We start from the raw sequence: 19,590 nt of genomic DNA, 5'->3' as shown, positions 1-19,590 counted from the left end.
ACGACATGCCTTATACCGACGAGCAACTTGCGTCCCTGGTGCGCGGCGACAGCGTGCACCGGGACATCTACACCGATCCGGCCATCTTCGACCTGGAAATGCAGCGCATCTACGGCCGCGCCTGGATCTACGTGGGCCATGAAAGCCAGGTGCCCAAGACGGGCGACTATCACACCACGCGCCTGGGCGACCAGGACGTGCTGATGGTGCGCGCCGCCGACGGCCGCGTGCACGTGCTGTACAACCGCTGTCCGCACAAGGGCGCGAAGGTGGTGGCCGATGGCGAAGGCTGCGCCGGCAAGTTTTTCCGCTGCCCGTATCACGCCTGGACCTTCAAGCTGGACGGCAGCCACCTGGGCGTGCCGCTCAAGCAGGGGCTGGAGGGCACGTCCTACGATCCGGCCGATCCGTCGTTTTCCATGCGCCGCCTGCCGCGCGTGGACAGCTACCGCGGCTTTGTCTTCGCCAGCCAGGCCAGCGAGGGCCAGGCGCTGGAAGACTTCCTGGGCGGCGTGCGTTCGTCCATCGACAACCTGTGCGACCGGTCGCCGGTGGGCGAGGTCGAGGTGGCGGGCGGCGTCTTCCGCGTGATGCAGCGGTCGAACTGGAAGGTCTTCTACGAAAACCTGCACGACACCATGCACGCCCGCGTCACGCATGAATCGTCCTATGCGGCCGCGCGGGACGAAGCCAAGGAAATGGGCGAGATGCCGCTCGAGCTGCACATCATGGACGGCAACGGCGAGCCCTACGAGTTCTGGGAAAAGCTGGAGCTGCGCGCCTACGACAACGGCCACGGCTACATGGAAGGCATCTTCAACCCGGGCGCCGCCGAACGCGATCCCGTGTCGCGCGCGCACTTCGAATCGCTGACCGCCGCGTATGGCGAGCAGCGCGCCCGCGAGATCCTGGGCATGAACCGCCACAACACCGTCATCTATGGCAGCGGCTCGCCGCACACCGTGTTCCAGCAGTTCCGGGTGATCCGCCCGGTCGCGGTGGACCGGACGCTGATCGAGATCCAGACGTTCCGCTGCAAGGGCGCGCCCGAGGGCGTGTTCAAGCGCGCCATGCTGTACGCCAACGTCATCAACTCGCCGTCGTCCAACGTCATGCCGGACGACATCGAACTCTACAACCGCTGCCAGGAAGGCAACGCGACGCGCGGCGGCGACTGGGTCAGCATGCACCGCTATCACGGCACCGACCGCGTCGACGCCGACGGCATGGTGTCCGTGAACGGCACCAGCGAATTGCCCATGCGCAATCAGTTCCGCGCCTGGAAGGCGTACATGGAGGACGGCGCGGGCACGGTTACCGCGCCCGCCGCGGCCAACAAGGGAGACGGCGCATGCTGCTAGATCTTGATTTCGACGTCAGCACGGCGGACCTCGCGCCGGCGGACGTGCCGGTTGATACCCACCATCGCATCGCCCAGTTCCTGTACCAGGAGGCGCGGCTGCTGGACGAGCGCCGCTATGACGACTGGCAGGCGCTGTGGACGCAGGACGGCATGTACTGGATGCCGCGCAAGCCCGGCCAGGAAAGTCCCTACGATTACATCTCGCTGTTCTGGGAAGACCGCATGCTGCGCGACGTGCGCATCCGGCGCCTGGAGCATCCGCGCAACTGGTCGCAACAGCCGCCCACGCGCAGCGCGCGGCTGGTGGGCGGGGTGCAGGTCGAGGGCGTGGACGCGGGCGGCAACCTGGTGGTCCATTCCGTCTTCCAGATGACCGAATGGCGCAAGCGCCAGCCGCGCCAGCTGGCGGGCCGCTATACCCACAAGCTGGCCGCCGAGGGCGACGGCTGGCGCATCCGCATGAAGCGCGTGGATCTCGTCAACTGCGACGATGCGCATGACGCCTTCGAGGTGTTCGTGTGACGGGCACGGACGCCGCGGTGCTGGCGCTGCACTACCAGAACGACGTCCTGCATCCGGACGGCAAGATCCGCGTCGGGCTGGATGCCGACGGCCCGGCGCGCCAGCGCCTGCTGGACAACGCCGCGGCCTTGCTGGCGGGCGCGCGCGCGCAGGCGCTGCCCATCGTGCACGTGCGCATCGCGTTCCGTCCCGACTATGCGGATCTGCTGCCCAATTGCCAGATTTTCCGCAGCGTGGCGGCGATTGGCGCGGTGCCGGAGGGGCAGTGGGGCAGCGCGTTCTACGAGGGGCTGCAGCCGCTGGCGGGCAGCGCGCGCGAGTTCGTGGTCAAGCACACGCGCATCAGCGCGTTCTATGGCACGCCGCTGGAGGAAACCCTGCGGCTGCTGGGCGCGCGTCGGCTGGTGGTGGCCGGCGTGGCGACGCATTCGGTGGTGGAGGGGACCGTGCGCCATGCGGCCGACATCGGCTTTTCCGTGATGGTCGCGCAGGACGCCTGCGCGTCCGCCGACCCCGCGGTGCATGCGGCATCGCTGGCCAGCATGCGGCTGATCGCGCAGACGGGTACGGTGGACGAGGCGCTGCGCTGGGCCGCTGCGCCGAACTGACAAGGAATATTCATGGATTTCTCAGGCTTTCCCGGGCTGGCGGGCAAGACCGCCATCGTCACCGGCAGTACCCAGGGGCTGGGCGCGGACATCGCGCGCGGGTTCGCCGCGGCGGGCGCCAATGTGGTGCTGGTCGGGCGCAATGCCGAGGCCGGCGAGGCCCTGGCCCGGGCGCTGGGCGAACGCGCCCTGTACTGCGAAACCGACATCGGCCAGGACGGCCAGATCCAGGCCTGCATCGACGCCGCGCGGGCGCGCTTCGGCCGGCTCGATATCCTGGTCAACAACGCCTGCCAGTATGCGGATCGCGGACTGGCGTCCTCGCGCGAGGAATGGCATCGCACGCTGGATACGAACCTGGTGTCGGCGGCGATCTTCACGCAGCTGGCCGCGCCATTTCTGCCGCGCGGCGGCGTGGTGGTGAACATGGGCAGCACGGGCGGCAAGTTCGGCGCCGCCGGGCGGGCGCTATACCCGGCGTCCAAGGCCGCGTTGCTGCAGATCACCAAGAACTTCGCGGTGGAGCTGGCGCCGGCGGGCGTGCGCGTGCTGGCGGTGTCGCCCGCCTGGACGTGGTCGCCGTCGGTGGAGCAGTTGTCGGGCGGGTCGCGCGCGGCCGCCGATGCCGTAGGCGCGCATTTCCATCCGCTGGGGCGGGTGGGTTCCGGCGAAGAGATCGCCGCCGCGGTGTGCTTCGCGTGTTCCGACGCCGCGTCGTGGATGACCGGTGTGGACATCCCGGTGGACGGCGGATTTTCGGTGCTGGGACCGGACCGCGGCATCTCGCCGCGGGTGTGGTTCAAGGAGCTGATGCCCGGCGACGGGGCGTGATGGTGTTCAAAAAAGGTGGCTGAAAAAGGTGTCTGACACCCGCGAGAGATAGCGCTTGCATGGCAGGGTGCCGCATGGGTGTCAGACACCGCTGCCCCACCGTCAGCCCCCCGCTCGCGCCGTCCGCGCTTCAGCGGATGACGATCTCGCCTTCTTCCAGCCCGGCCTTGCCGCCCACCTGGTCTTCCAGGAATTCCTGCATCTTGTTGCCCAGCTGGATCTTCGTGCCGCTACAGAAGCGCCGCGTGGCGGCAATGGTGGCGTTCTGCTGCGGCAGCAGGTCGCGCGCAAGCTGGGCTTCCTCGGTTTCCAGCGCAGCCAGGTCGCTGATGAGCTTGGTGTGCGTGTTGCGCGCGCGCTCGACCACGTCGCCGGTGGCGCGCTGGGGGTTGGCCTGCAGGAACATCAGCAACTGTTCCAGCTTGGCCTTGTCCTCGTTCATCTTCAGGCGCTTGCGGGTCAGCGCCGAGCGCTTGATGTCGGCGTGCGGATCCAGGCCTGCCTGCACCAGCGTCGGGATGCCCGCCGGCGAGCCGATGGTGCCGGCGCGCACCGCCAGCAGGGCGCGCGTCTCGCCGCCCGTGATGGCGCTTTGCTGCGTATTGGGCGGACCGACGTTCACGCTGCCGCCGGCGGCGATGTTGCTCTGGCGGATTTCGCGCTCGACGTCGATGTCCTGGCCCGCGCTGATGACGGCGTTCTCGATGAACTTCGCCCGCAGCGTGCCGCCACAGACGATGTGCGCGGTGCGCGGCGTGGCGGTGGCGTCGTGCAGGGTTTCGGCCATGCCGATGATGCCGCCCTTGACCGTGACGCTGCCGCCGGCCTCGACCAGCGCGGCTTCGATGGTGCCGTTGACGACCACGTCGCCCGTGACGCGCACTTCCATCGTGGCGGCGATGTCGCCGCGCACCTGCAGCGACCCCTCGAACGTGATGTTGCCGGTGGACAGGTTGACGGCGTCCACCTCCACCATGGGATTCACCTGCACGCCGTGGGTGATCAGCGTGGGCGTGCCGGCGATGGCGGCGCGCAGCAGCAGCGGATCCTCCGGGTCGACCTCGACGCCCGACAGCTCCTTGGAGAAGGGCGTGTCGGGCAGTTCGTCGGGCAGCACGGCCTCGCCCAGCACATTGGTGCCGTCCACGCCCGGCAGCGGTGGAACGCGGCGCATGAGCGGGGTGCCGGGCGACACCAGCAGCAGGCTGCCCAGGTCGCGGTAATCCACCTGGGCCAGTTCGTCGATATCCTCGGCGCGGGGCTTGAGGCGGTCCAGCAGGCTTTCGAAGCGGGTTGGCGTGCCGCGCGTGGGCGGCGTGCCTTGCGCGGCAATGATGGTCTCGGCGCGACCGAGCGCGACGGCCTCGGCCAGCGCGGCGTCCAGCACGCCATGGACGATGCCCTGGTCGGCCAGCGCCTGGCGCACCGCCTCGAGCGTGACGGGCTTGCCGCCCTTGGGCGGGTGCAGCGTCAGCGTCGCGGCCATGCGCGTCGCGTTCAGTTCGATGTCGAAGCTGCCGTCCACGACCTGGCCGACGGGGCTTTGCACGGGGTCGGTGGCCGTGCGGCACAGGTCGATGAAGGCCAGGATGGCGTGGTTGTCCAGGGCCTCCGCGCCCCAGCCTTGGGCGGCGGCGGCGGCGACCAGGATGTCCCAGGTCGGCAGCTCGGTGTTGGCAGGCGGGGCCTCGTCTTCGTCGGCGACGGCGATGTCGGCGTCGTGTTCGCCGGGCTGTTCGAGGGGCTGGACGAGGGTTTGGGCGAGGGGGCTTTCAGCGTGTTCAGGGGCGTGTCCGCCGCCCTCCATGGGCGCGGCGCCCGCGGCCGGCTGGGCGTCGTCGGCCGGGCGGGGTGGCGGCGTATAGACAGCCGTCAGGACGTTGGTGTCGGCATCCAGCAGCAACTGGAGCATGTTTTCTGCGCCCATTTCACCCTCTCTCCGGTCCCGGCACGAACGGCCAGGTTCAATCATTTAGTAATTGAACGAAATATTACGTCATATTCCGACCCGGCATGAAGGTTACTGCGCAGTAGGGCCAAATTTCTCCGCCTGATGGCCTAGTGATGTCCCCGTTTTTCCCCGGGACGCGGCCGCGCCGGCGCGGTCTAGGGCATCGGCAGGAAAGACAAAACCGGGATGGCGCAAGCAGCATAGGGGCTCGCCAACGCGTCGCAGGACGCCGCCGGAGCCCCGTCCCATGTCCCAACCACCCACTCCCCTCCTTTCGGCCACGCGCGCCCTCCTGGCGCGCGCCGGCGGGATGGCGGCGGTGGCGGCGCTGGCGACGGGCGCTCTGGCGCTGGCGACCTCCGCGACGGCCCAGGCGGCCGAGACCTACCGCTACAAGGATCCGTTCGGCGTGTGGCGGTCGATGAAGGTGCCTGCCGGCACCGGCAAATACTACAAGCGCGCGCAGGCGCGCACCGCGGTGCGCACGGGCGCCGAAAAGCTGTGCCTGACCTGTGAGCCCGAAGCCGGCGACGGCGCGCGCCGCCAGACCCGCGCGCCCGCCGAGCCGGCGCTGCGCTGGAGCACGGTCAAGCCGACGACCAAGCATGACAATCTGATCGCCCGCGCCGCGCTGGACTCCGGCGTGGATCAGGCGCTGCTGACCGCGATCATCGCCATCGAGTCGGGCTTTCGCAGCGATGCGCGTTCGCCCAAGGGGGCGCTGGGACTGATGCAGCTCATGCCGGCCACGGCCGCGCCGCTGCTGTCGGTGGATGATGTGGAGCGGGCGCTGGTGGATCCGGCGACCAACGTGCAGGCCGGCTCGCGCCATCTGCGCCGGCTGATCGACCGGTATCCCGGCCGCCTGGACCTGGCGCTGGCCGCCTACAACGCGGGCGAGGGGGCCGTGCGCAAGTACGACGCGGTGCCGCCCTATGCGGAAACCCAGGCCTACGTGAAGAACGTGACCGCCCTGTACGAGCAGTACAAGGCGCCGTGAAGGGAGCGGGCGGGGGCGCCGCTCCCGGCGGACTCAAAGGCCCGCGAACACCTTTTCCGCGATGTCCAGCGTGGCCTGGATGACGGCGTCGTCGTGCGTGGCCGACACGAAGCCCGCTTCGAAGGCGGACGGCGCGAAATGCACGCCGTTCTCCAGCATGGCGTGGAAGAAGCGGTTGAACGCCGCCGTGTCGCACGCCGAGACCTGCGCAAACGAGGCCGGCACCGAGTCGCTGAAATAGATGCCGAACATGCCGCCCACCGAATCCGCCGAGAACGGCAGGCCGGCCTTGCGGGCGCGCGCCTGCAGGCCCTGGGCGAGCTTGGCGGTCTGGGCCGACAGCGTTTCGTAGAAGCCCGGCGCGGCAATCAGGCGCAGCGTCGCCAGGCCCGCGGCCACGGCCACCGGATTGCCCGACAGCGTGCCGGCCTGGTAGACGCCGCCCAGCGGCGCGATGTGCTTCATGACCTCGGCGCTGCCGCCGAAGGCGCCCACCGGCATGCCGCCGCCGATCACCTTGGCCAGCGTGGTGATGTCGGGCTTGACGCCGGTCAGGCCCTGCACGCCTTGCGGTCCGACGCGAAAGCCCGTCATGACCTCGTCGAAGATCAGCAGCGCGCCGTGCTGCGTGCAGACCTCGCGCAGCCCTTCCAGGAAGCCGGGCGCCGGCTTGATGAGGTTCATGTTGCCGGCAACCGGCTCCACGATGATGCAGGCGATGTCGGCGCCGTGCTGGGCGAAGGCCTCGCGCACCGCGTCCAGGTTGTTGTATTCCAGGGTCAGCGTGTGCGAGACGAATTCCGGGGGCACACCGGCCGAGCTGGGATTGCCGAAGGTCAAGAGGCCCGAGCCGGCCTTGACCAGCAGGCTGTCGGAATGGCCGTGGTAACAGCCTTCGAACTTGACGATCTTGGCGCGGCCGGTGGCGCCGCGCGCCAGGCGGATGGCCGTCATGGTGGCCTCGGTGCCGGAGCTGACCAGGCGCACCTGTTCCAGCGAGGGCAGGCGCGAGATCAGCACTTCGGCCAGCTCGATTTCGGCTTCGGTGGGGGCGCCGAAGGACAGGCCGTTGACGGCAGCTTCCTGAACCGCGCGCACGACTTCAGGATGCGAATGGCCCAGGATGGCGGGGCCCCAGGAGCCCACGTAGTCGATGTACTGCTTGTCTTCCGCGTCCCACACGTACGGACCCTGCGCGCGCTTGATGAAACGCGGTGTGCCGCCCACGGAGCGGAAGGCGCGCACGGGCGAGTTGACGCCGCCGGGGATGCTGCGGCAGGCGCGTTCGAATAGCTGAGCGTTACTGGACATGGCGATCAAGGCTTGCGGTGGAAGTTGGGAGAATAGGGCGCCGAGCAGGCTGCGGCGGCAGCCCGGATGCTGGGCGCTTCGAACAGGGCGGTGATGACGGCGATGGAATCGGCGCCGGCCTGGACCACCAGCGGGGCGTTGGCGGGCGTGATGCCGCCGATGGCGACCACGGCGGGACGCGGCGCGTCGCGCTCGTCCGCGAGGCGGCGGGCCTCGGTCAGGACGGACAGCGGCGCGCGCACCGTGTCGGGCTTGACCGTGGACGCGAACATGGCGCCGAACGCGATGTAATCGGCGCCGCCGTCCAGCAATTCGCGCGCGCGCGCCAGGTCGTCGTAGCTGGAGCCGCCCAGGATCAGGTCGGGACCGGCTTCGCGGCGGATGTGCGCAAGGCTTTCATCGTCACGGCCGACGTGGGCGCCATCGGCGCCGACCTCCAGCGCAAGGCGCCAGTCGTCATTGATGAGGAACACCACGCCCAGTTCGCGGCACAGCGGCGCCAGCGCGCGGGCCTGCGCGGCGCGCACCGCGTCGGGCACCTGCTTGCGGCGCAGTTGCAGCGCCCGCATGCCGCCCGCGGCGGCATCGCGCACGGCTTGCAGCAGGCGGTCGGTGTCGTCCCATTCGGGCGTCACGCCATACAGGCCGGCGGGAAATCGTAGCGGTTTCATTGGGGCAGGATCCGGTTGGGGATGCGCCGGCCCATGCCCGGCAGGAAACTGGCCGCCACCGACGCGTCGGCGTGCGCCAGGCCCTGCCGCACCGCCTCGGGCATCTCCAGGCCGCGCGCCAGCATGGCGGTGATCGCGGTGGCCGCCAGCCCGCCGGCGTCGCCGTTGCGATCCGGGGGTGTCTGCCAGGGCCAGGTATGCGTCTGGCCGCCGGGGCCGAGCAGCACATTGGCGAAGTGGCCGGGACGCTGGGGGCTGCCCAGCACCAGGACCCATTCCGCGCCGGCGGCCACCAGCGCATGCATGGGTGTCGGTGCGTCCCCGATATCAATGTCGCCGTCGGCATGCCATTGCGCCAGGCGCAGGTGCTCGATGACCAGCAGATCGGTCTGCGGCAGCACCAGTTCCAGGGTCGCGGCCAGCAGGTCGTCGGCTTCGTCCTCGTCGGCCGCGTCGGCGGGCAACTGGGCGCGCTGGCCCAGGTGCAGCACCAGCGGCACCTGGCTGTAGTCGGCGGCGACCTGCGCGGCCACGCTGGCCGTTTCCGCGGTGTATAGTCCGCCCACCTTGATGGCCTGCACCGACATGTCTTCGAGCAGGCAGCGCGCCTGGTCGTCCAGCAGGTCGGGCGAGACGGGGTGGATTTCTTCGATGCCGGCGGTGTCCTGCACGGTCAGCGCGGTCACGGCCGCCAGGCCATGACAGCCGAGGCGGGCGCAGGTGACGGCGTCTGCGGGCAGTCCATCCGATCCCGAAGGATCGAGCGGGCCGAAGACCAAAACGAGAGGGGGAGTAACGGGGGCCACTTGACTGCGCTTGATCGGGGGCTCTCCGGATCATTTGGCATGAATCAGGGGAACCCCTATTGGGTTTCGGTAAGATTGTCCCCATTCTAATGGAAGCCCCCCACCTTTGCCCCGCCGCGGGCTCGCCGGTGGGGAATTGATGTAAGAGAGAACTATGCGTACTTGGATGTGTCTGATTTGTGGCTGGGTCTATGACGAAGAGGCCGGCCTGCCCGACGAGGGCATTGCTCCCGGCACCCGCTGGGAAGACGTGCCGCCCAATTGGGTCTGTCCCGAATGCGGCGCCCGCAAAGAGGACTTTGAGCTGATGGAAATCTGAAGCCGTTCCGCCGACATATTCCGCCAGGGCCCGTAAGATGGGTCATGCCCCATCCCTCGTAACCGTCGGAGTGCCGTCCGGCCTGCCGGGTCGCGCGCGCGCGATCGCTCCAACGGTTCATCCAGACTACCCATGAAGGGGTTGCCATGACGGAAAAGCACCACGAAGACGCCACGACACAGGCGGCCAATTTCGCCAATCAGTTCCTGATCGCCATGCCGGGCATGGTGGAAGGAAGCCTGGCTGGCTCCGTCATCTACGTGTGCGAACACACCGAACGCGGCGCGCTGGGCCTGGTCATCAACCGGCCCACCGACCTGACCCTGGGCACGCTGTTCGAGCGTATCGACCTGACGCTGGAAATCGGACCGGTGAAGGACACGTTCGTCTTTTTCGGCGGACCGGTCCAGACGGATCGCGGGTTCGTGCTGCACGCGCCCGCCGGCGACTACAGCTCCAGCATCAAGCTGGGCGACATGGCGCTGACCACCTCGCGCGACGTGCTGCAGGCCGTGGCCGACGGCAACGGGCCTGCGCGCATGTTGGTCACCCTGGGTTATGCCGGCTGGGGCGCGGGCCAGCTCGAAAGCGAGATGGGCCAGAACGCCTGGTTGAGCGTGGGCGCGGACGCCCACATCATCTTCGAGGTGCCGCCCGAGGAACGCTATCCCGCCGCGCTCAAGCTGCTGGGCATCGATCCCGTCATGCTGGCCGGCGACGCGGGCCATGCCTGAAGAAACGCTGCTGGCCTTCGACTTCGGCGAGAAGAAGATCGGCATTGCCATCGGCAACACGCTGACGCGCCAGGCGCGCCCGCTCGAAATCATTTTCAGCGAGGTCCGCGATGCCCGCTTCGGCCGCATCGCGGCGCTGCTGCAGGAATGGCAGCCGCACCGCGTCGTGGTCGGACTGGCGCTGGACGCCGAGGGCGGCGAGCAGCCCGCCACGGCCCGCTGCCGTCGGTTTGCCAACCAGCTTCATGGCCGCTTCGGCGTTGCCGTCGAACTCGTGGACGAACGCGGCTCCAGCATGGAGGCGCAGCGCCTGCTGGGCACGCACGCCGCCGACGATGCGATGGCCGCGGCGGTTATCCTGCAACGCTATCTTGATGCCTTGCCCGCGGCGTGATGGCCGCGGCCTGTCCTGCCCATGCTCAATCCGCAACTTGATCGCCGCGGCGAACTCACGCATCTGCTGACCACCGAGGGCCTGCCGCGCCGTCACGTCGAACGGCTGCTGGAGATGGCGCGCGCGCAGGCGCGCGCCGGCGATGCGACGCCGCATGCGGCGTCGGGCATGCCGGTGTTCCTGTGCCTGCCCGACGCGCACGCCGCCGACCGCGACGCCTACGCCGCCGCCGCGGCCAGCCTGTCGATGCTGCCGGTGCCGCTGCAGGCAGGCGCCGACGAGGCGCTCGCCGAAACAGTCGGCGCGCTCGCCCCGGGCGTGCTGGTGCTGCGCCACGCCCAGAGCGGCGCGGCCCACTGCGCCGCCGCGCATGCCGCGCCCGGCCTGCATGTGCTCAATGCGGGCGACGGCCGGCACGCCGATCCCGTGCCTGCGTTGGCGCTGGTGCAGGCCATCCTCGATATCAAGCCCGACCTCACCCGCCTCGTCGTGACCCTGTTGGGCGACATCCGCCATTCGCGCCTGGCGCGGTCCGCCATCCATCTGCTGACCACGCTGGGCGTGCCCGAAGTGCGGGTTGCGGCGCCGCGCACGCTGCTGCCCGAGGGCCTGCCTCAACTGGGTGTGCGCGCGTGCGCGACCCTGCAGGAAAGCCTGCGCGACGCGGATGTGGTCATCGCGCTGCCGCTGAACGTTGAAGACATCAGCGGCGCGCAACTGCCATCCGCCCGCGAGTACGCCTGCACCCACGGACTGACGCCGGCTGCGCTGGCGCTCGCCAAGCCTGACGTCATGGTGTTGCCCGCCGGCCGGCTGGCGCCCGGCGTGGAAGTGGACGGCGACATCGCGGCCGGGCTGGAGCCTGTCGAGGCCCGCCTTGCGGCGCTGGAGCAGCCGCTGCGCGCCGCCGTCCTGCGCGTGCTCGCCGGAGACCTGGCATGAGGCTGCACATCGCCAACGGCCGCCTGATCGATCCCGCGAACGGCGTGGATGGCCAGCACGATCTCTACCTCGCGCAAGGCAGCGTCGTCGCGGTGGGCGCGGCGCCCGACGGATTCCAGGCCGACCGCCGCATCGACGCCACCGGGCTGGCGGTGCTGCCGGGCCTGATCGACCTGTCGGCGCGCGTTGCGCAAGCGGGGCATGTGGGGCATGGGGGCCAGATTGGGCATACGGGCCATACAGGCCAAGCGGGCTTTGCGCCCGCCGAGTTGCGCGCGGCGTTGGCCGGCGGCGTGACGCGGCTGGTGCTGCCGCCCGACGCCGATGGCCCACCCGACGAGCCCGGCAAGGTCGAGGCGCTGATGCGCCATGCCCAGTCCGGGCAATGCGCGATCCATCCGCTGGGCGCCATGACCGTGGGGCTGGCCGGCGAGACGCTGACGGAAATGTCGCTGCTGGCGCAGGCGGGCTGCATCGCCTTCTCGCAGGGCGAATCCGGCGTTGCCGATACGCGGGTGCTGTGGGGCGCGATGCACTATGCCAGCGGCCTGGGCCAGGCGCTGTGGCTGCGTCCGCAGGACGCCTGGCTGGCACGCGAGACCGTGGCGGCCAGCGGTCCCTACGCCGCGCGCCTGGGCCTCGAAGGCCTGCCCGCGCAGGCGGAGACCGTGGCGCTGCACACGATCTTCGAATTGCAGCGCGCGACGGGCGCGCGCGTGCATCTGGCGCGCCTGTCCACGGCGGCGGGGCTGGATCTGCTGCGCGCGGCCCGGCGCGAGGGCCTGCCGGTCACGGCCGACGTGTCCGCCAACAGCCTGCACCTGACCGATGTGGACATCGGCTTTTTCGACACGAATCATCGCTTGAATCCGCCGCTGCGCGGCCAGCGCGACCGCGACGCGATCCAGGCTGCCCTGGCCGACGGCGTGGTCGATGCCCTGTGTTCGGACCATACGCCGGTCGACGCGCGCGGCAAGGCCGCGCCGTTCGCGTCCGCCACGCCCGGCGCGACCGGACTGGAGCTGCTGCTGTCGCTGGCCCTGAAGTGGGCGCGCGACAGCCGCCGGCCCATCGGCGAAGCCCTTGCGCGCGTGACCTCGGGCCCGGCCGCCGTGCTGGCCGCCGTCGCGCCGCGCATCGGGCCTTGCGGCCACCTGGGCGTGGACGCACCGGCGGATCTGTGCCTGGCGGACCTGGACGCCGAATGGATGGTCATGCCCGGCGCGTTGCAGAGCCGCGGCGTCCATACACCTTTCGCGGGTATGATGCTGCCCGGCCGGGTACGCGCCACCGTGGTCGGTGGCGAGCCGGCCTGGGAGACTCCAGTTTGAAGCTGCTGCGCTTTGTCCTACGGCTGAGCCTTGTCCTGCCCCTGATCGTGTTCGGCCTGCTCTGCGTGGGCCTGGCCTATCCCCTGATGCGCCCCGCGGCCCGCGCGCGGCTGAACCGCCGCTGGTCGCGCTGGCTGATGGCGGCCTGTGGACTGAAGGTCTACTTCAAGGGCGAGCCGCGCCTGGAAGGCCCGGTGCTGCTGGTGGCGAACCACGTCTCGTGGATCGACATCTTCGTGCTCAACTCGGCCCGTGCAACGTCGTTCGTGGCCAAGAGCGAAATCCGCGCCTGGCCCGTGATCGGGTGGCTGGTCGCCGGCGCGGGCACGCTGTTCATCGAACGCGGCCAACGCCACGCCGTGCATGCGATGGGCGAATCGATGCAGGTCCGCTTCAAGCAGGGCGACGCCGTCGGCCTGTTCCCTGAAGGCACGACGAGCGAAGGCTTCGATCTGCTGCCCTTTCACGCCAGCCTGTTCGAGCCCGCCCGCGCGGCCGCCGTGGAGATCCAGCCGGTCGCGCTGCGATTCCTGCAGCACGGCAAGCGCAGCGGCTACGCGGCATTCGTCGGCGAGGAGTCGCTGGTGGCCAATCTCTGGCGCGTGCTGGGCGTGACGGGGTTGGCGGTTGAAGTCGTCTTCCTGCCGCCGCTGGCCGCGCGTCATCCGGACGGCAGCCTGCCCACGCGGCTCGAGCTGTCGCACCAGGCCAGGGACGCGATTCTGAGCGTGCTCTGAGTCTTCGGCCCGGACTACCGCCACCCCGCTGAAAACTCGCAGCAGCTCTCGGCCAGTTCCGCCACGCTTTCGCAAAACGCCACATCGGCGTCGCGGCGGAACATCGCGCTGTAGACCGATTGGGGCGGCGCGACGCTGGTCCGCGCAATCACCAGTTGCCTGGCGGCGACCATGTCGGCGAAGTAGTCGCGCGGCAGGCAACTGACGCCGAAGCCGGCGGCCGTCAGGCCCGCCATGGCGATCAGGCTGTTGATGGTGAAGATGTTGCTGGCGGCCGTGTGGGGCCGCAGCCAGCCGTCGTAGATCATGTTCAGTCCGGACTCGCGGCTCTGGCGCAAGAGCGGCAGCTGGGCGATGTCGGCGGGCGTGTAGATGCGGCTGGCGTCGATCAGGTCGGGGCTGCCCATCCACGCGAATTCCAGGCGCTGCAGCGCCACGACCTGCAGGTTCGGTTCGGCGAATTCCCCATGCAGGAAAGCCATGTCCAATTGTCCCGCCTGCAGCCGCTTGAGCAGGTCGGCGCCCAGGTCGATGTGCGGTTCCAGCGTGATGCGCGGATAGTGGGCGCGCAGCAGGCGGATCAGGGCGGGCAGCCAGGTCATCGCCGTGATTTCGGTGATGCCGAAACGGAAAGTGCCCGTCAGCGTGTGCTGCCCCTTCAGCCGCGCAAGCAGGCGGTCCCGGTGGCCCAGCATCTGTTCGGCCAGCGCATAGATTTCGTGGCCGCGCGCCGTGAGCTCGGCGCGGTGTCCGGATCGGTCGAAAAGCGCGATATCGAAGTCGGCTTCCAGCTCCTGGATGCGCTTGGTGATCGCCGATTGCGTGGTGTGCAGCTTTTGCGCCGAGGCCGAAAACGTGCCCAGCCGCACCGTCCAGTACAAGGCCTCGATCTGCTTGAAAGTCAGCATGCGCAGGTGCCGCAGGAAGGGGTGTTCATTCCGAAATTTCCATTAAGGGGTAACCCCTATATTCCAAAAATAGATGAAGTTCGCTGAAATTTAATCCCTTTTTCGGAACCGCAAAAGCTCGCACCATTCGGTCTGACTCATTTCTGGCCGTCCGTACACTTGGCTTGGCACCCCGGGGAACGGCAGGCCTTCGACTCAGGACTCGCAGACCGTCATGGCTTCCATTTCCACCGGCGCACGCATATTGCCGGCATCCCCCGTCGCTCCCGCTTCCATCCTCGAAGCGCTTGCCGGCATCGTCACCCCGCATCTGAGCGACAACCTCGCGCGCCGCGAAGGCATCACCGGCCTGCGCCGCTACAGCGGCGGCGGCAAGCTGGTGGGCACCGCGCTGACCGTCAAGACCCGGCCCGGCGACAACCTGCTGATCTACAAGGCCATGATGCAGATCGAGCCGGGCCACGTCCTGGTGATCGACGCGGGCGGCGATCTGTCCAACGCCGTGCTTGGCGAAATCATGAAGCGCTACCTGCAGATCCACGGCTGCGCAGGCGTCGTCGTCGACGGCGCCATCCGCGATGTCGCGGCCTTCGAGGCCGACAGCTTCCCGTGCTATGCGCGCGGCCACATCCATCGCGGTCCCTACAAGGACGGCCCGGGCGAGGTCAATGTGCCGGTTTCGATCGGCGGGCAGGTGATCCAGCCCGGTGACATCCTGGTGGGCGACGAGGACGGGCTGGTGAGCTTTGCGCCGTCGGACGCCGAGGCGCTGATCGCCGCGGCGCGCGCCCATGCCGACAAGGAAGCGCGCATCATGGCCGAAATCGCCACCGGCGCGAAGACGCAGAGCTGGATGCAGGCCGCCTTTGCCGCGAAGGGGCTGGCATGAACGCCGCCGCAAGCGAATTCCTGGCCGAACGGGCCCGCGCCATCAAGCCGTCGCCCAGCATGATGGCCAAGAGCCGGGTGGACCAGTTGCGCGCGCAGGGCCGCGACATCATCGACTTCACGGTGGGCGAACCGGATCTGCCCACGCCCGGCCATATCGTCCAGGCCGGCATCGACGCGCTCAACAGCGGCGATATCCGCTACACCTCGTCCGTGGGCGCCCGGCCCTTGCTGGAGGCCGTGCGCGCCAAGTTCCAGCACGAAAACGGCCTGGCGTACGGGCTGGATGAACTCATCGTCGGCGTGGGCGCCAAGCAGCTGATCTTCACGGCGCTGGCCGCCACGGTGCAGGCGGGCGACGAAGTCATCATTCCCGCGCCGTACTGGGTGTCCTATCCCGACATGGTGCTGGTCAACGACGGTACGCCGGTGGTGGTGGCCTGCCCGGAATCCGACGGGTTCAAGCTGACGCCGGCCGCGCTGGAACGCGCCATCACCCCGCGCACGAAGTGGGTGCTGTTGAACACGCCAAGCAACCCCACCGGCGCGATGTACGACGCGGACGAACTGCGCGCGCTGGCGCAGGTGCTGGCGCGGCATCCGCAGGTCTGGCTCATGACCGACGAGATCTATGAGCACCTGGCCTACGGCTGTGCGCGCCATATGTCGCCCGCCGCCGTGTCGCCCGAACTGGCCGCGCGCACGCTGACGATCAACGGCGTGTCCAAGGCGTATGCGATGACCGGCTGGCGCCTTGGCTACGCGGGCGGCCCCAAGCCTCTCATCAAGGCGATGGCCACGCTGATCTCGCAAAGCACGAGCTGCGTCAGCGCGATCAGCCAGTCGGCCGCGCGCGTCGCGTTGTCGGCCGACCAGCAATGCGTGCATGACGCCACCGCCCTGTTCCACGCACGGCGCGACCGCATCGTGGCCCTGCTCAACGAGGTGCCGGGCATCCGCTGCCCGGTCCCGCAAGGCGCGTTCTACGTCTACCCGTCGGTCGAGGGCCTGCTCGGCCGGCGCACGCCGTCCGGCCGCACGCTGCAAAGCGACCTGGACGTGGTGATGTTCCTGCTGGACGAGGCGGGCGTGGCCGCGCTGGACGGCGCCGCCTATGGCTTGTCGCCGTACCTGCGGCTGAGCTTCGCGACCTCGATGGAGAACATCGAAGAGGGCTGCCGCCGCATTCGCCAAGCCTGCGCCGCGCTGACCTGAACCCCCGATTTTTTCGGTAGTACCCAGACCTATATTCCAAAGGGAAATCGCATGAAAACCGTTATCTCCTCCTTGGTGGCCGCCGTCGGCCTGGCCGCCACGCTCGCGCCTGCCGCCCACGCCGACACGCTGCAGGACATCAAGGCGCGGGGCAAGTTCATCTGCGGCACCATGGGGACGGCCGAGCCGTTCAGCTTCCAGGATCCGAAGACCCGCGGCATCGTCGGCTATGAAGTCGACGTGTGCCAGGCCCTGGCCGACAGCCTGGGCGTGCCGCTCGAACTCAAGCTGATCGCCGTCGAGGCCCGCATCCCCGAGCTGATCGCCGGCCGCGTGGACGTGGTGGCCGCCAACCTGGGCTGGTCGCCGGAGCGCGCCAAGCAGATCGACTATTCGCACCAGCATTTCGTGAGCCTGCAGAAGGTGCTGTCGCGCGCATCGGACAAGGACCTGAAGGCGCCGGCGGACCTGGCCGGCAAGCGGGTCAGCGCGGTGCGCGGCTCGTCGTCCGAGCAAGGCGCGCGCAAGCACATCCCCAATGTCGAACCCGTCACGTTCAAGGATCCCAGCGGCGCCTTCCTGGCCCTGCAGCAGGGCAAGGTGAGCGGCTTCGTCGGGTCGGAGCTGATGCTGGTCAAGCTGCAGAACCAGGCCGCCTCCAGCGCGGTCCCGGTCAAGATCCTGGAGCCGGCGCTCTTCGTCGAGCCGTGGGGCGTGGGCGTGCGCAAAGGCGACACGGCCATGCTGAACCAGGTGAACAAGGTGCTGGACGGCATGGAAGCATCCGGCCAGGCCGCCAAGACCTTCGACAAGTGGTTCGGCGCGGGCACGCAGTTCAACATCAAGCGCGACTTCCGCATCGAAGCCATCAAGGGTTGACGCGCCGCGCGTGCTGGAGCCTGGTTCGATGCATTACATCTTCGACTTCAGCGCCATTTTCCAGGGCGAGTATCCGGACTGGCTGCTCAGGGGGTTGATCACCACCCTGGCGCTGGCCGGGCTGGCCTGGATCCTGGCGTTCTTCGTGGGCAGCCTGCTGGCGGTGATCCGCCTGACGGGCTCGCCCATCGCCAATGGGGTGGTCGCGACGTATGTCGCGTTCCACCGCAACGTGCCCATGCTGGTGCACATTCTGTTCTGGTATTTCGGCGTTCCGGCGCTGCTGCCGCAAGGCGTGACCGACTGGCTCAACAGCCACGGCAGCGAATTCATCCTGTCCTGCATCGCGATCGGGCTGGTGATGTCGGCCTATGTCTGCGAAGACCTGCGCAGCGCGGTGCGCGGCATCCCGCCGGGGCAGGTCGAGGCGTCGCGCGCCCTGGGCCTGAGCTTTCTGAAGACGATGCGCAAGGTCATTCTGCCGCAGGCGTTCCGCATCGCGATTCCGCCGTTGCTCAACCAGACCCTGCTGCTGCTCAAGAACACCAGCCTGGCGATGGCCATCGGCGTGACCGAGCTGACGGCGGCCGCGCGCGAGATCGAGAACAACACGTTCCGCACCTTCGAGGCCTATGCCGTGGTGACGGTGATCTACCTCGTGCTGTCGTTCCTGATCATGGGCGGCGGTGCGATCCTGCAACGACGCTACCGTCCGCTGGGAGTGCGCTGACCATGTGGGACATCCTCAAAGACAATTGGCTGCTGCTCCTGATCGGCCAGTATCCGCATGGCCCCATCGGGGGCCTGGCGGCCACCCTGGGCCTGGCCGCGGTCAGCCTGGCGCTGGCGCTGCCGTGCGGCGTGTTGCTGGCGCTGGGCCGCATCAGTCCCTACCGGATCTTCTATTGGCCGTCCTCGGCCGTGGTCTATCTGGTGCGCGGGCTGCCGCTGCTGATGTTCATTTTCTGGGCGTACTTCTTCGTGCCGCTCATCATCGGCCGTCCCGTCGCGGGCACGACCACCATGGTGGTCGCGCTGGTCTGCTACGAAAGCGCCTATCTGGCCGAGATCATCCGCGCCGGCATCCAGGCCCTGCCTCCCGGCCAGCAGGAGGCCAGCCGGGCGCTGGGCCTGTCGTACCTGCAGACCATGCGACGGGTCATCCTGCCGCAGGCGCTCTACAACATGCTGCCCAGCATGCTGAGCCAGTTCGTGTCCACGGTGAAGGAAACGTCGCTGGCGTACGTGATCAGCGTGCAGGAGCTGACCTATGCCGCCAACCAGATCAACAGCGTGCTGCTGACCAAGCCCTTCGAGGTCTTCGGGCTGCTGGCGCTGACCTATTTCGTCCTGAATTTTGGCCTGAGTTCCCTGGTGCACCTGACCGAACGCCGTATCGGCAGGCGGCGCGCCGGACTTGCGCCCATGCAAAAAGTGGTGCCCACATGATCCGATTTTCCGAAGTGCAGAAGTGGTACGGCGAGTATCAGGCGCTGGCCGATGTGACCGCGCAGGTCGCCCAGGGCGAGGTCGTGGTGGTGTGCGGGCCTTCGGGCTCGGGCAAGTCCACGCTGATCCGCACGGTGAACCGGCTCGAGCCCATCCAGAAGGGCGTGATCGAGGTCGACGGCAAGGACATCTATGGCAGCGACGTCCATCTGGACACGCTGCGCAGCCACATCGGCTTCGTGTTCCAGCAATTCAACCTCTTTCCGCACCTGTCCGTGATCGAGAACCTGATGCTGGCGCCGCTGCAGCTCAAGCGCGCGCGCCGTCCCGAGGCCCGCGAGCGGGCCATGCAACTGCTGGAGCGCGTGGGCCTGGCGCACAAGGCGCAGGCGTATCCGGCCCAGTTATCGGGCGGCCAGCAGCAGCGCGTGGCCATCGCCCGCGCGCTGGCGATGAGCCCGCCGGTCATGCTGTTCGACGAGCCGACCAGCGCGCTGGACCCGGAAATGGTGGGCGAGGTGCTGCAGGTGATGAAAGGCCTGGCGAAGGACGGCATGACGATGGTGTGCGTCACGCACGAAATGGGCTTCGCGCGGGAGGTGGCGGACCGCGTGTGGTTCATGGACGCGGGGCGCATCGTCGAAACCGGCACGCCGGAAGACTTTTTCACGCGGCCCCAGACGGCCCGGGCTCAGAAGTTCCTGGCCGAAATCCGCCACTGAGGGGCGGGC

The 19,590-nt window shown here is 68.7% G+C and carries 22 protein-coding genes; 17 read left to right on the top strand and 5 right to left on the bottom strand.

Annotation, left to right across the window (positions count from 1 at the left end; genetic code table 11):
* Positions 1 to 5: 5 nt before the first annotated feature.
* From BMW75_RS13225 to BMW75_RS13210, 4 genes are read left to right on the top strand one after another with little or no spacing between them, the layout of a single operon-like run.
* Positions 6 to 1,361: an aromatic ring-hydroxylating dioxygenase subunit alpha gene (locus BMW75_RS13225; protein WP_092579854.1), complete on the top strand. Its 1,356-nt coding sequence runs from the start codon at positions 6 to 8 to the stop codon at positions 1,359 to 1,361.
* Complete coding sequence (locus BMW75_RS13220) at positions 1,352 to 1,885, top strand: aromatic-ring-hydroxylating dioxygenase subunit beta (protein WP_076518705.1); 534 nt, start codon at positions 1,352 to 1,354, stop codon at positions 1,883 to 1,885. The genes BMW75_RS13225 and BMW75_RS13220 overlap by 10 nt, the downstream gene beginning before the upstream one ends.
* Positions 1,882 to 2,493 (top strand): cysteine hydrolase family protein, encoded by a 612-nt coding sequence (locus tag BMW75_RS13215; protein ID WP_092579852.1) that lies wholly within the window; start codon positions 1,882 to 1,884, stop codon positions 2,491 to 2,493. The genes BMW75_RS13220 and BMW75_RS13215 overlap by 4 nt, the downstream gene beginning before the upstream one ends.
* A gap of 12 nt (positions 2,494 to 2,505) precedes the next feature.
* Complete coding sequence (locus BMW75_RS13210) at positions 2,506 to 3,324, top strand: SDR family oxidoreductase (RefSeq protein ID WP_092579850.1); 819 nt, start codon at positions 2,506 to 2,508, stop codon at positions 3,322 to 3,324.
* 130 nt (positions 3,325 to 3,454) lie between these two features.
* Here the strand turns inward: BMW75_RS13210 and BMW75_RS13205 are convergent, their stop codons facing one another.
* Positions 3,455 to 5,251 carry a DUF342 domain-containing protein gene (locus BMW75_RS13205; RefSeq protein ID WP_092579848.1) on the bottom strand — a complete coding sequence of 599 codons (1,797 nt, stop codon included), beginning with the start codon at positions 5,249 to 5,251 and terminating at the stop codon, positions 3,455 to 3,457.
* A 271-nt stretch (positions 5,252 to 5,522) separates the two neighbouring features.
* On the opposite strand from BMW75_RS13205, the gene BMW75_RS13200 reads away from it, so the two are divergent.
* On the top strand, positions 5,523 to 6,275 hold the full coding sequence (locus BMW75_RS13200; RefSeq protein WP_092579846.1) for a lytic transglycosylase domain-containing protein: 753 nt from the start codon (positions 5,523 to 5,525) through the stop codon (positions 6,273 to 6,275).
* A gap of 33 nt (positions 6,276 to 6,308) precedes the next feature.
* On the opposite strand, the gene hemL is transcribed toward BMW75_RS13200, so the two are convergent.
* The 3 genes from hemL to BMW75_RS13185 are packed head-to-tail and all read right to left on the bottom strand — an operon-like array spanning position 6,309 to position 9,078.
* Positions 6,309 to 7,586, bottom strand: coding sequence for a glutamate-1-semialdehyde 2,1-aminomutase (hemL, locus tag BMW75_RS13195; RefSeq protein ID WP_076521920.1), 1,278 nt, complete (start codon positions 7,584 to 7,586; stop codon positions 6,309 to 6,311).
* Between the two features lie 5 nt (positions 7,587 to 7,591).
* Positions 7,592 to 8,257 (bottom strand): thiamine phosphate synthase, encoded by a 666-nt coding sequence (thiE, locus tag BMW75_RS13190; protein WP_092579844.1) that lies wholly within the window; start codon positions 8,255 to 8,257, stop codon positions 7,592 to 7,594.
* Positions 8,254 to 9,078 (bottom strand): hydroxymethylpyrimidine/phosphomethylpyrimidine kinase, encoded by an 825-nt coding sequence (locus BMW75_RS13185; protein ID WP_092579842.1) that lies wholly within the window; start codon positions 9,076 to 9,078, stop codon positions 8,254 to 8,256. Before BMW75_RS13185 ends, thiE begins: the two co-directional genes overlap by 4 nt.
* 139 nt (positions 9,079 to 9,217) lie before the next feature.
* Between BMW75_RS13185 and BMW75_RS13180 the strand changes: the two genes are divergently transcribed.
* From BMW75_RS13180 to BMW75_RS13155, 6 genes are all read left to right on the top strand, one after another.
* The gene (locus BMW75_RS13180; protein ID WP_003814980.1) at positions 9,218 to 9,382 is read left to right on the top strand and encodes a rubredoxin; all 165 of its coding nucleotides are present in this window, start codon (positions 9,218 to 9,220) and stop codon (positions 9,380 to 9,382) included.
* Positions 9,383 to 9,528: 146 nt separating this feature from the next.
* Complete coding sequence (locus BMW75_RS13175; RefSeq protein ID WP_076518712.1) at positions 9,529 to 10,116, top strand: YqgE/AlgH family protein; 588 nt, start codon at positions 9,529 to 9,531, stop codon at positions 10,114 to 10,116.
* Positions 10,109 to 10,510 carry a Holliday junction resolvase RuvX gene (gene ruvX, locus BMW75_RS13170; protein WP_076518713.1) on the top strand — a complete coding sequence of 134 codons (402 nt, stop codon included), beginning with the start codon at positions 10,109 to 10,111 and terminating at the stop codon, positions 10,508 to 10,510. Before BMW75_RS13175 ends, ruvX begins: the two co-directional genes overlap by 8 nt.
* A gap of 21 nt (positions 10,511 to 10,531) precedes the next feature.
* A complete protein-coding gene (locus BMW75_RS13165; RefSeq protein ID WP_092579840.1) occupies positions 10,532 to 11,452 on the top strand; it encodes an aspartate carbamoyltransferase in 921 nt (306 codons plus the stop codon).
* On the top strand, positions 11,449 to 12,783 hold the full coding sequence (locus BMW75_RS13160) for a dihydroorotase (RefSeq protein ID WP_092579838.1): 1,335 nt from the start codon (positions 11,449 to 11,451) through the stop codon (positions 12,781 to 12,783). The genes BMW75_RS13165 and BMW75_RS13160 overlap by 4 nt, the downstream gene beginning before the upstream one ends.
* Complete coding sequence (locus BMW75_RS13155) at positions 12,780 to 13,520, top strand: lysophospholipid acyltransferase family protein (protein ID WP_092579836.1); 741 nt, start codon at positions 12,780 to 12,782, stop codon at positions 13,518 to 13,520. The genes BMW75_RS13160 and BMW75_RS13155 overlap by 4 nt, the downstream gene beginning before the upstream one ends.
* A gap of 14 nt (positions 13,521 to 13,534) precedes the next feature.
* On the opposite strand, the gene BMW75_RS13150 is transcribed toward BMW75_RS13155, so the two are convergent.
* On the bottom strand, positions 13,535 to 14,428 hold the full coding sequence (locus BMW75_RS13150) for a LysR family transcriptional regulator (protein ID WP_092579834.1): 894 nt from the start codon (positions 14,426 to 14,428) through the stop codon (positions 13,535 to 13,537).
* A 214-nt stretch (positions 14,429 to 14,642) separates the two neighbouring features.
* On the opposite strand from BMW75_RS13150, the gene BMW75_RS13145 reads away from it, so the two are divergent.
* Genes BMW75_RS13145 through BMW75_RS13120 form a run of 6 tightly spaced genes read left to right on the top strand, consistent with a single transcriptional unit; the run spans position 14,643 to position 19,581 of the window.
* Positions 14,643 to 15,317 carry an RraA family protein gene (locus BMW75_RS13145; RefSeq protein WP_076518718.1) on the top strand — a complete coding sequence of 225 codons (675 nt, stop codon included), beginning with the start codon at positions 14,643 to 14,645 and terminating at the stop codon, positions 15,315 to 15,317.
* Entirely contained in the window at positions 15,314 to 16,531 is a 1,218-nt protein-coding gene (locus tag BMW75_RS13140) for an aminotransferase class I/II-fold pyridoxal phosphate-dependent enzyme (RefSeq protein WP_092579832.1), read from the top strand. Before BMW75_RS13145 ends, BMW75_RS13140 begins: the two co-directional genes overlap by 4 nt.
* Before the next feature lie 51 nt (positions 16,532 to 16,582).
* Positions 16,583 to 17,410 (top strand): ABC transporter substrate-binding protein, encoded by an 828-nt coding sequence (locus tag BMW75_RS13135; RefSeq protein ID WP_076518720.1) that lies wholly within the window; start codon positions 16,583 to 16,585, stop codon positions 17,408 to 17,410.
* A 28-nt stretch (positions 17,411 to 17,438) separates the two neighbouring features.
* Positions 17,439 to 18,140 (top strand): amino acid ABC transporter permease, encoded by a 702-nt coding sequence (locus BMW75_RS13130; protein ID WP_076518721.1) that lies wholly within the window; start codon positions 17,439 to 17,441, stop codon positions 18,138 to 18,140.
* A 2-nt stretch (positions 18,141 to 18,142) separates the two neighbouring features.
* On the top strand, positions 18,143 to 18,859 hold the full coding sequence (locus tag BMW75_RS13125; RefSeq protein WP_076518722.1) for an amino acid ABC transporter permease: 717 nt from the start codon (positions 18,143 to 18,145) through the stop codon (positions 18,857 to 18,859).
* A complete protein-coding gene (locus BMW75_RS13120; protein ID WP_076518723.1) occupies positions 18,856 to 19,581 on the top strand; it encodes an amino acid ABC transporter ATP-binding protein in 726 nt (241 codons plus the stop codon). The genes BMW75_RS13125 and BMW75_RS13120 overlap by 4 nt, the downstream gene beginning before the upstream one ends.
* The last annotated feature ends 9 nt before the right edge of the window (positions 19,582 to 19,590 follow it).

The organism is Achromobacter sp. NFACC18-2 (assembly GCF_900108985.1).
Lineage (GTDB): Bacteria > Pseudomonadota > Gammaproteobacteria > Burkholderiales > Burkholderiaceae_B > Achromobacter.
This window is presented reverse-complemented; position numbering and strand designations above follow the sequence as displayed.

Bases quoted from the DNA above. Each gene is read 5' to 3' on its own strand.
- BMW75_RS13225 (WP_092579854.1), top strand. From the start codon at position 6: ATGCCTTATACCGACGAGCAACTTGCGTCCCTGGTGCGCGGCGACAGC.
- BMW75_RS13220 (WP_076518705.1), top strand. From the start codon at position 1,352: ATGCTGCTAGATCTTGATTTCGACGTCAGCACGGCGGACCTCGCGCCG.
- BMW75_RS13210 (WP_092579850.1), top strand. From the start codon at position 2,506: ATGGATTTCTCAGGCTTTCCCGGGCTGGCGGGCAAGACCGCCATCGTC.
- BMW75_RS13205 (WP_092579848.1), bottom strand. From the start codon at position 5,251: ATGGGCGCAGAAAACATGCTCCAGTTGCTGCTGGATGCCGACACCAAC.
- BMW75_RS13200 (WP_092579846.1), top strand. From the start codon at position 5,523: ATGTCCCAACCACCCACTCCCCTCCTTTCGGCCACGCGCGCCCTCCTG.
- hemL (WP_076521920.1), bottom strand. From the start codon at position 7,586: ATGTCCAGTAACGCTCAGCTATTCGAACGCGCCTGCCGCAGCATCCCC.
- thiE (WP_092579844.1), bottom strand. From the start codon at position 8,257: ATGAAACCGCTACGATTTCCCGCCGGCCTGTATGGCGTGACGCCCGAA.
- BMW75_RS13180 (WP_003814980.1), top strand. From the start codon at position 9,218: ATGCGTACTTGGATGTGTCTGATTTGTGGCTGGGTCTATGACGAAGAG.
- BMW75_RS13175 (WP_076518712.1), top strand. From the start codon at position 9,529: ATGACGGAAAAGCACCACGAAGACGCCACGACACAGGCGGCCAATTTC.
- ruvX (WP_076518713.1), top strand. From the start codon at position 10,109: ATGCCTGAAGAAACGCTGCTGGCCTTCGACTTCGGCGAGAAGAAGATC.
- BMW75_RS13165 (WP_092579840.1), top strand. From the start codon at position 10,532: ATGCTCAATCCGCAACTTGATCGCCGCGGCGAACTCACGCATCTGCTG.
- BMW75_RS13160 (WP_092579838.1), top strand. From the start codon at position 11,449: ATGAGGCTGCACATCGCCAACGGCCGCCTGATCGATCCCGCGAACGGC.
- BMW75_RS13150 (WP_092579834.1), bottom strand. From the start codon at position 14,428: ATGCTGACTTTCAAGCAGATCGAGGCCTTGTACTGGACGGTGCGGCTG.
- BMW75_RS13145 (WP_076518718.1), top strand. From the start codon at position 14,643: ATGGCTTCCATTTCCACCGGCGCACGCATATTGCCGGCATCCCCCGTC.
- BMW75_RS13140 (WP_092579832.1), top strand. From the start codon at position 15,314: ATGAACGCCGCCGCAAGCGAATTCCTGGCCGAACGGGCCCGCGCCATC.
- BMW75_RS13135 (WP_076518720.1), top strand. From the start codon at position 16,583: ATGAAAACCGTTATCTCCTCCTTGGTGGCCGCCGTCGGCCTGGCCGCC.
- BMW75_RS13130 (WP_076518721.1), top strand. From the start codon at position 17,439: ATGCATTACATCTTCGACTTCAGCGCCATTTTCCAGGGCGAGTATCCG.
- BMW75_RS13125 (WP_076518722.1), top strand. From the start codon at position 18,143: ATGTGGGACATCCTCAAAGACAATTGGCTGCTGCTCCTGATCGGCCAG.
- BMW75_RS13120 (WP_076518723.1), top strand. From the start codon at position 18,856: ATGATCCGATTTTCCGAAGTGCAGAAGTGGTACGGCGAGTATCAGGCG.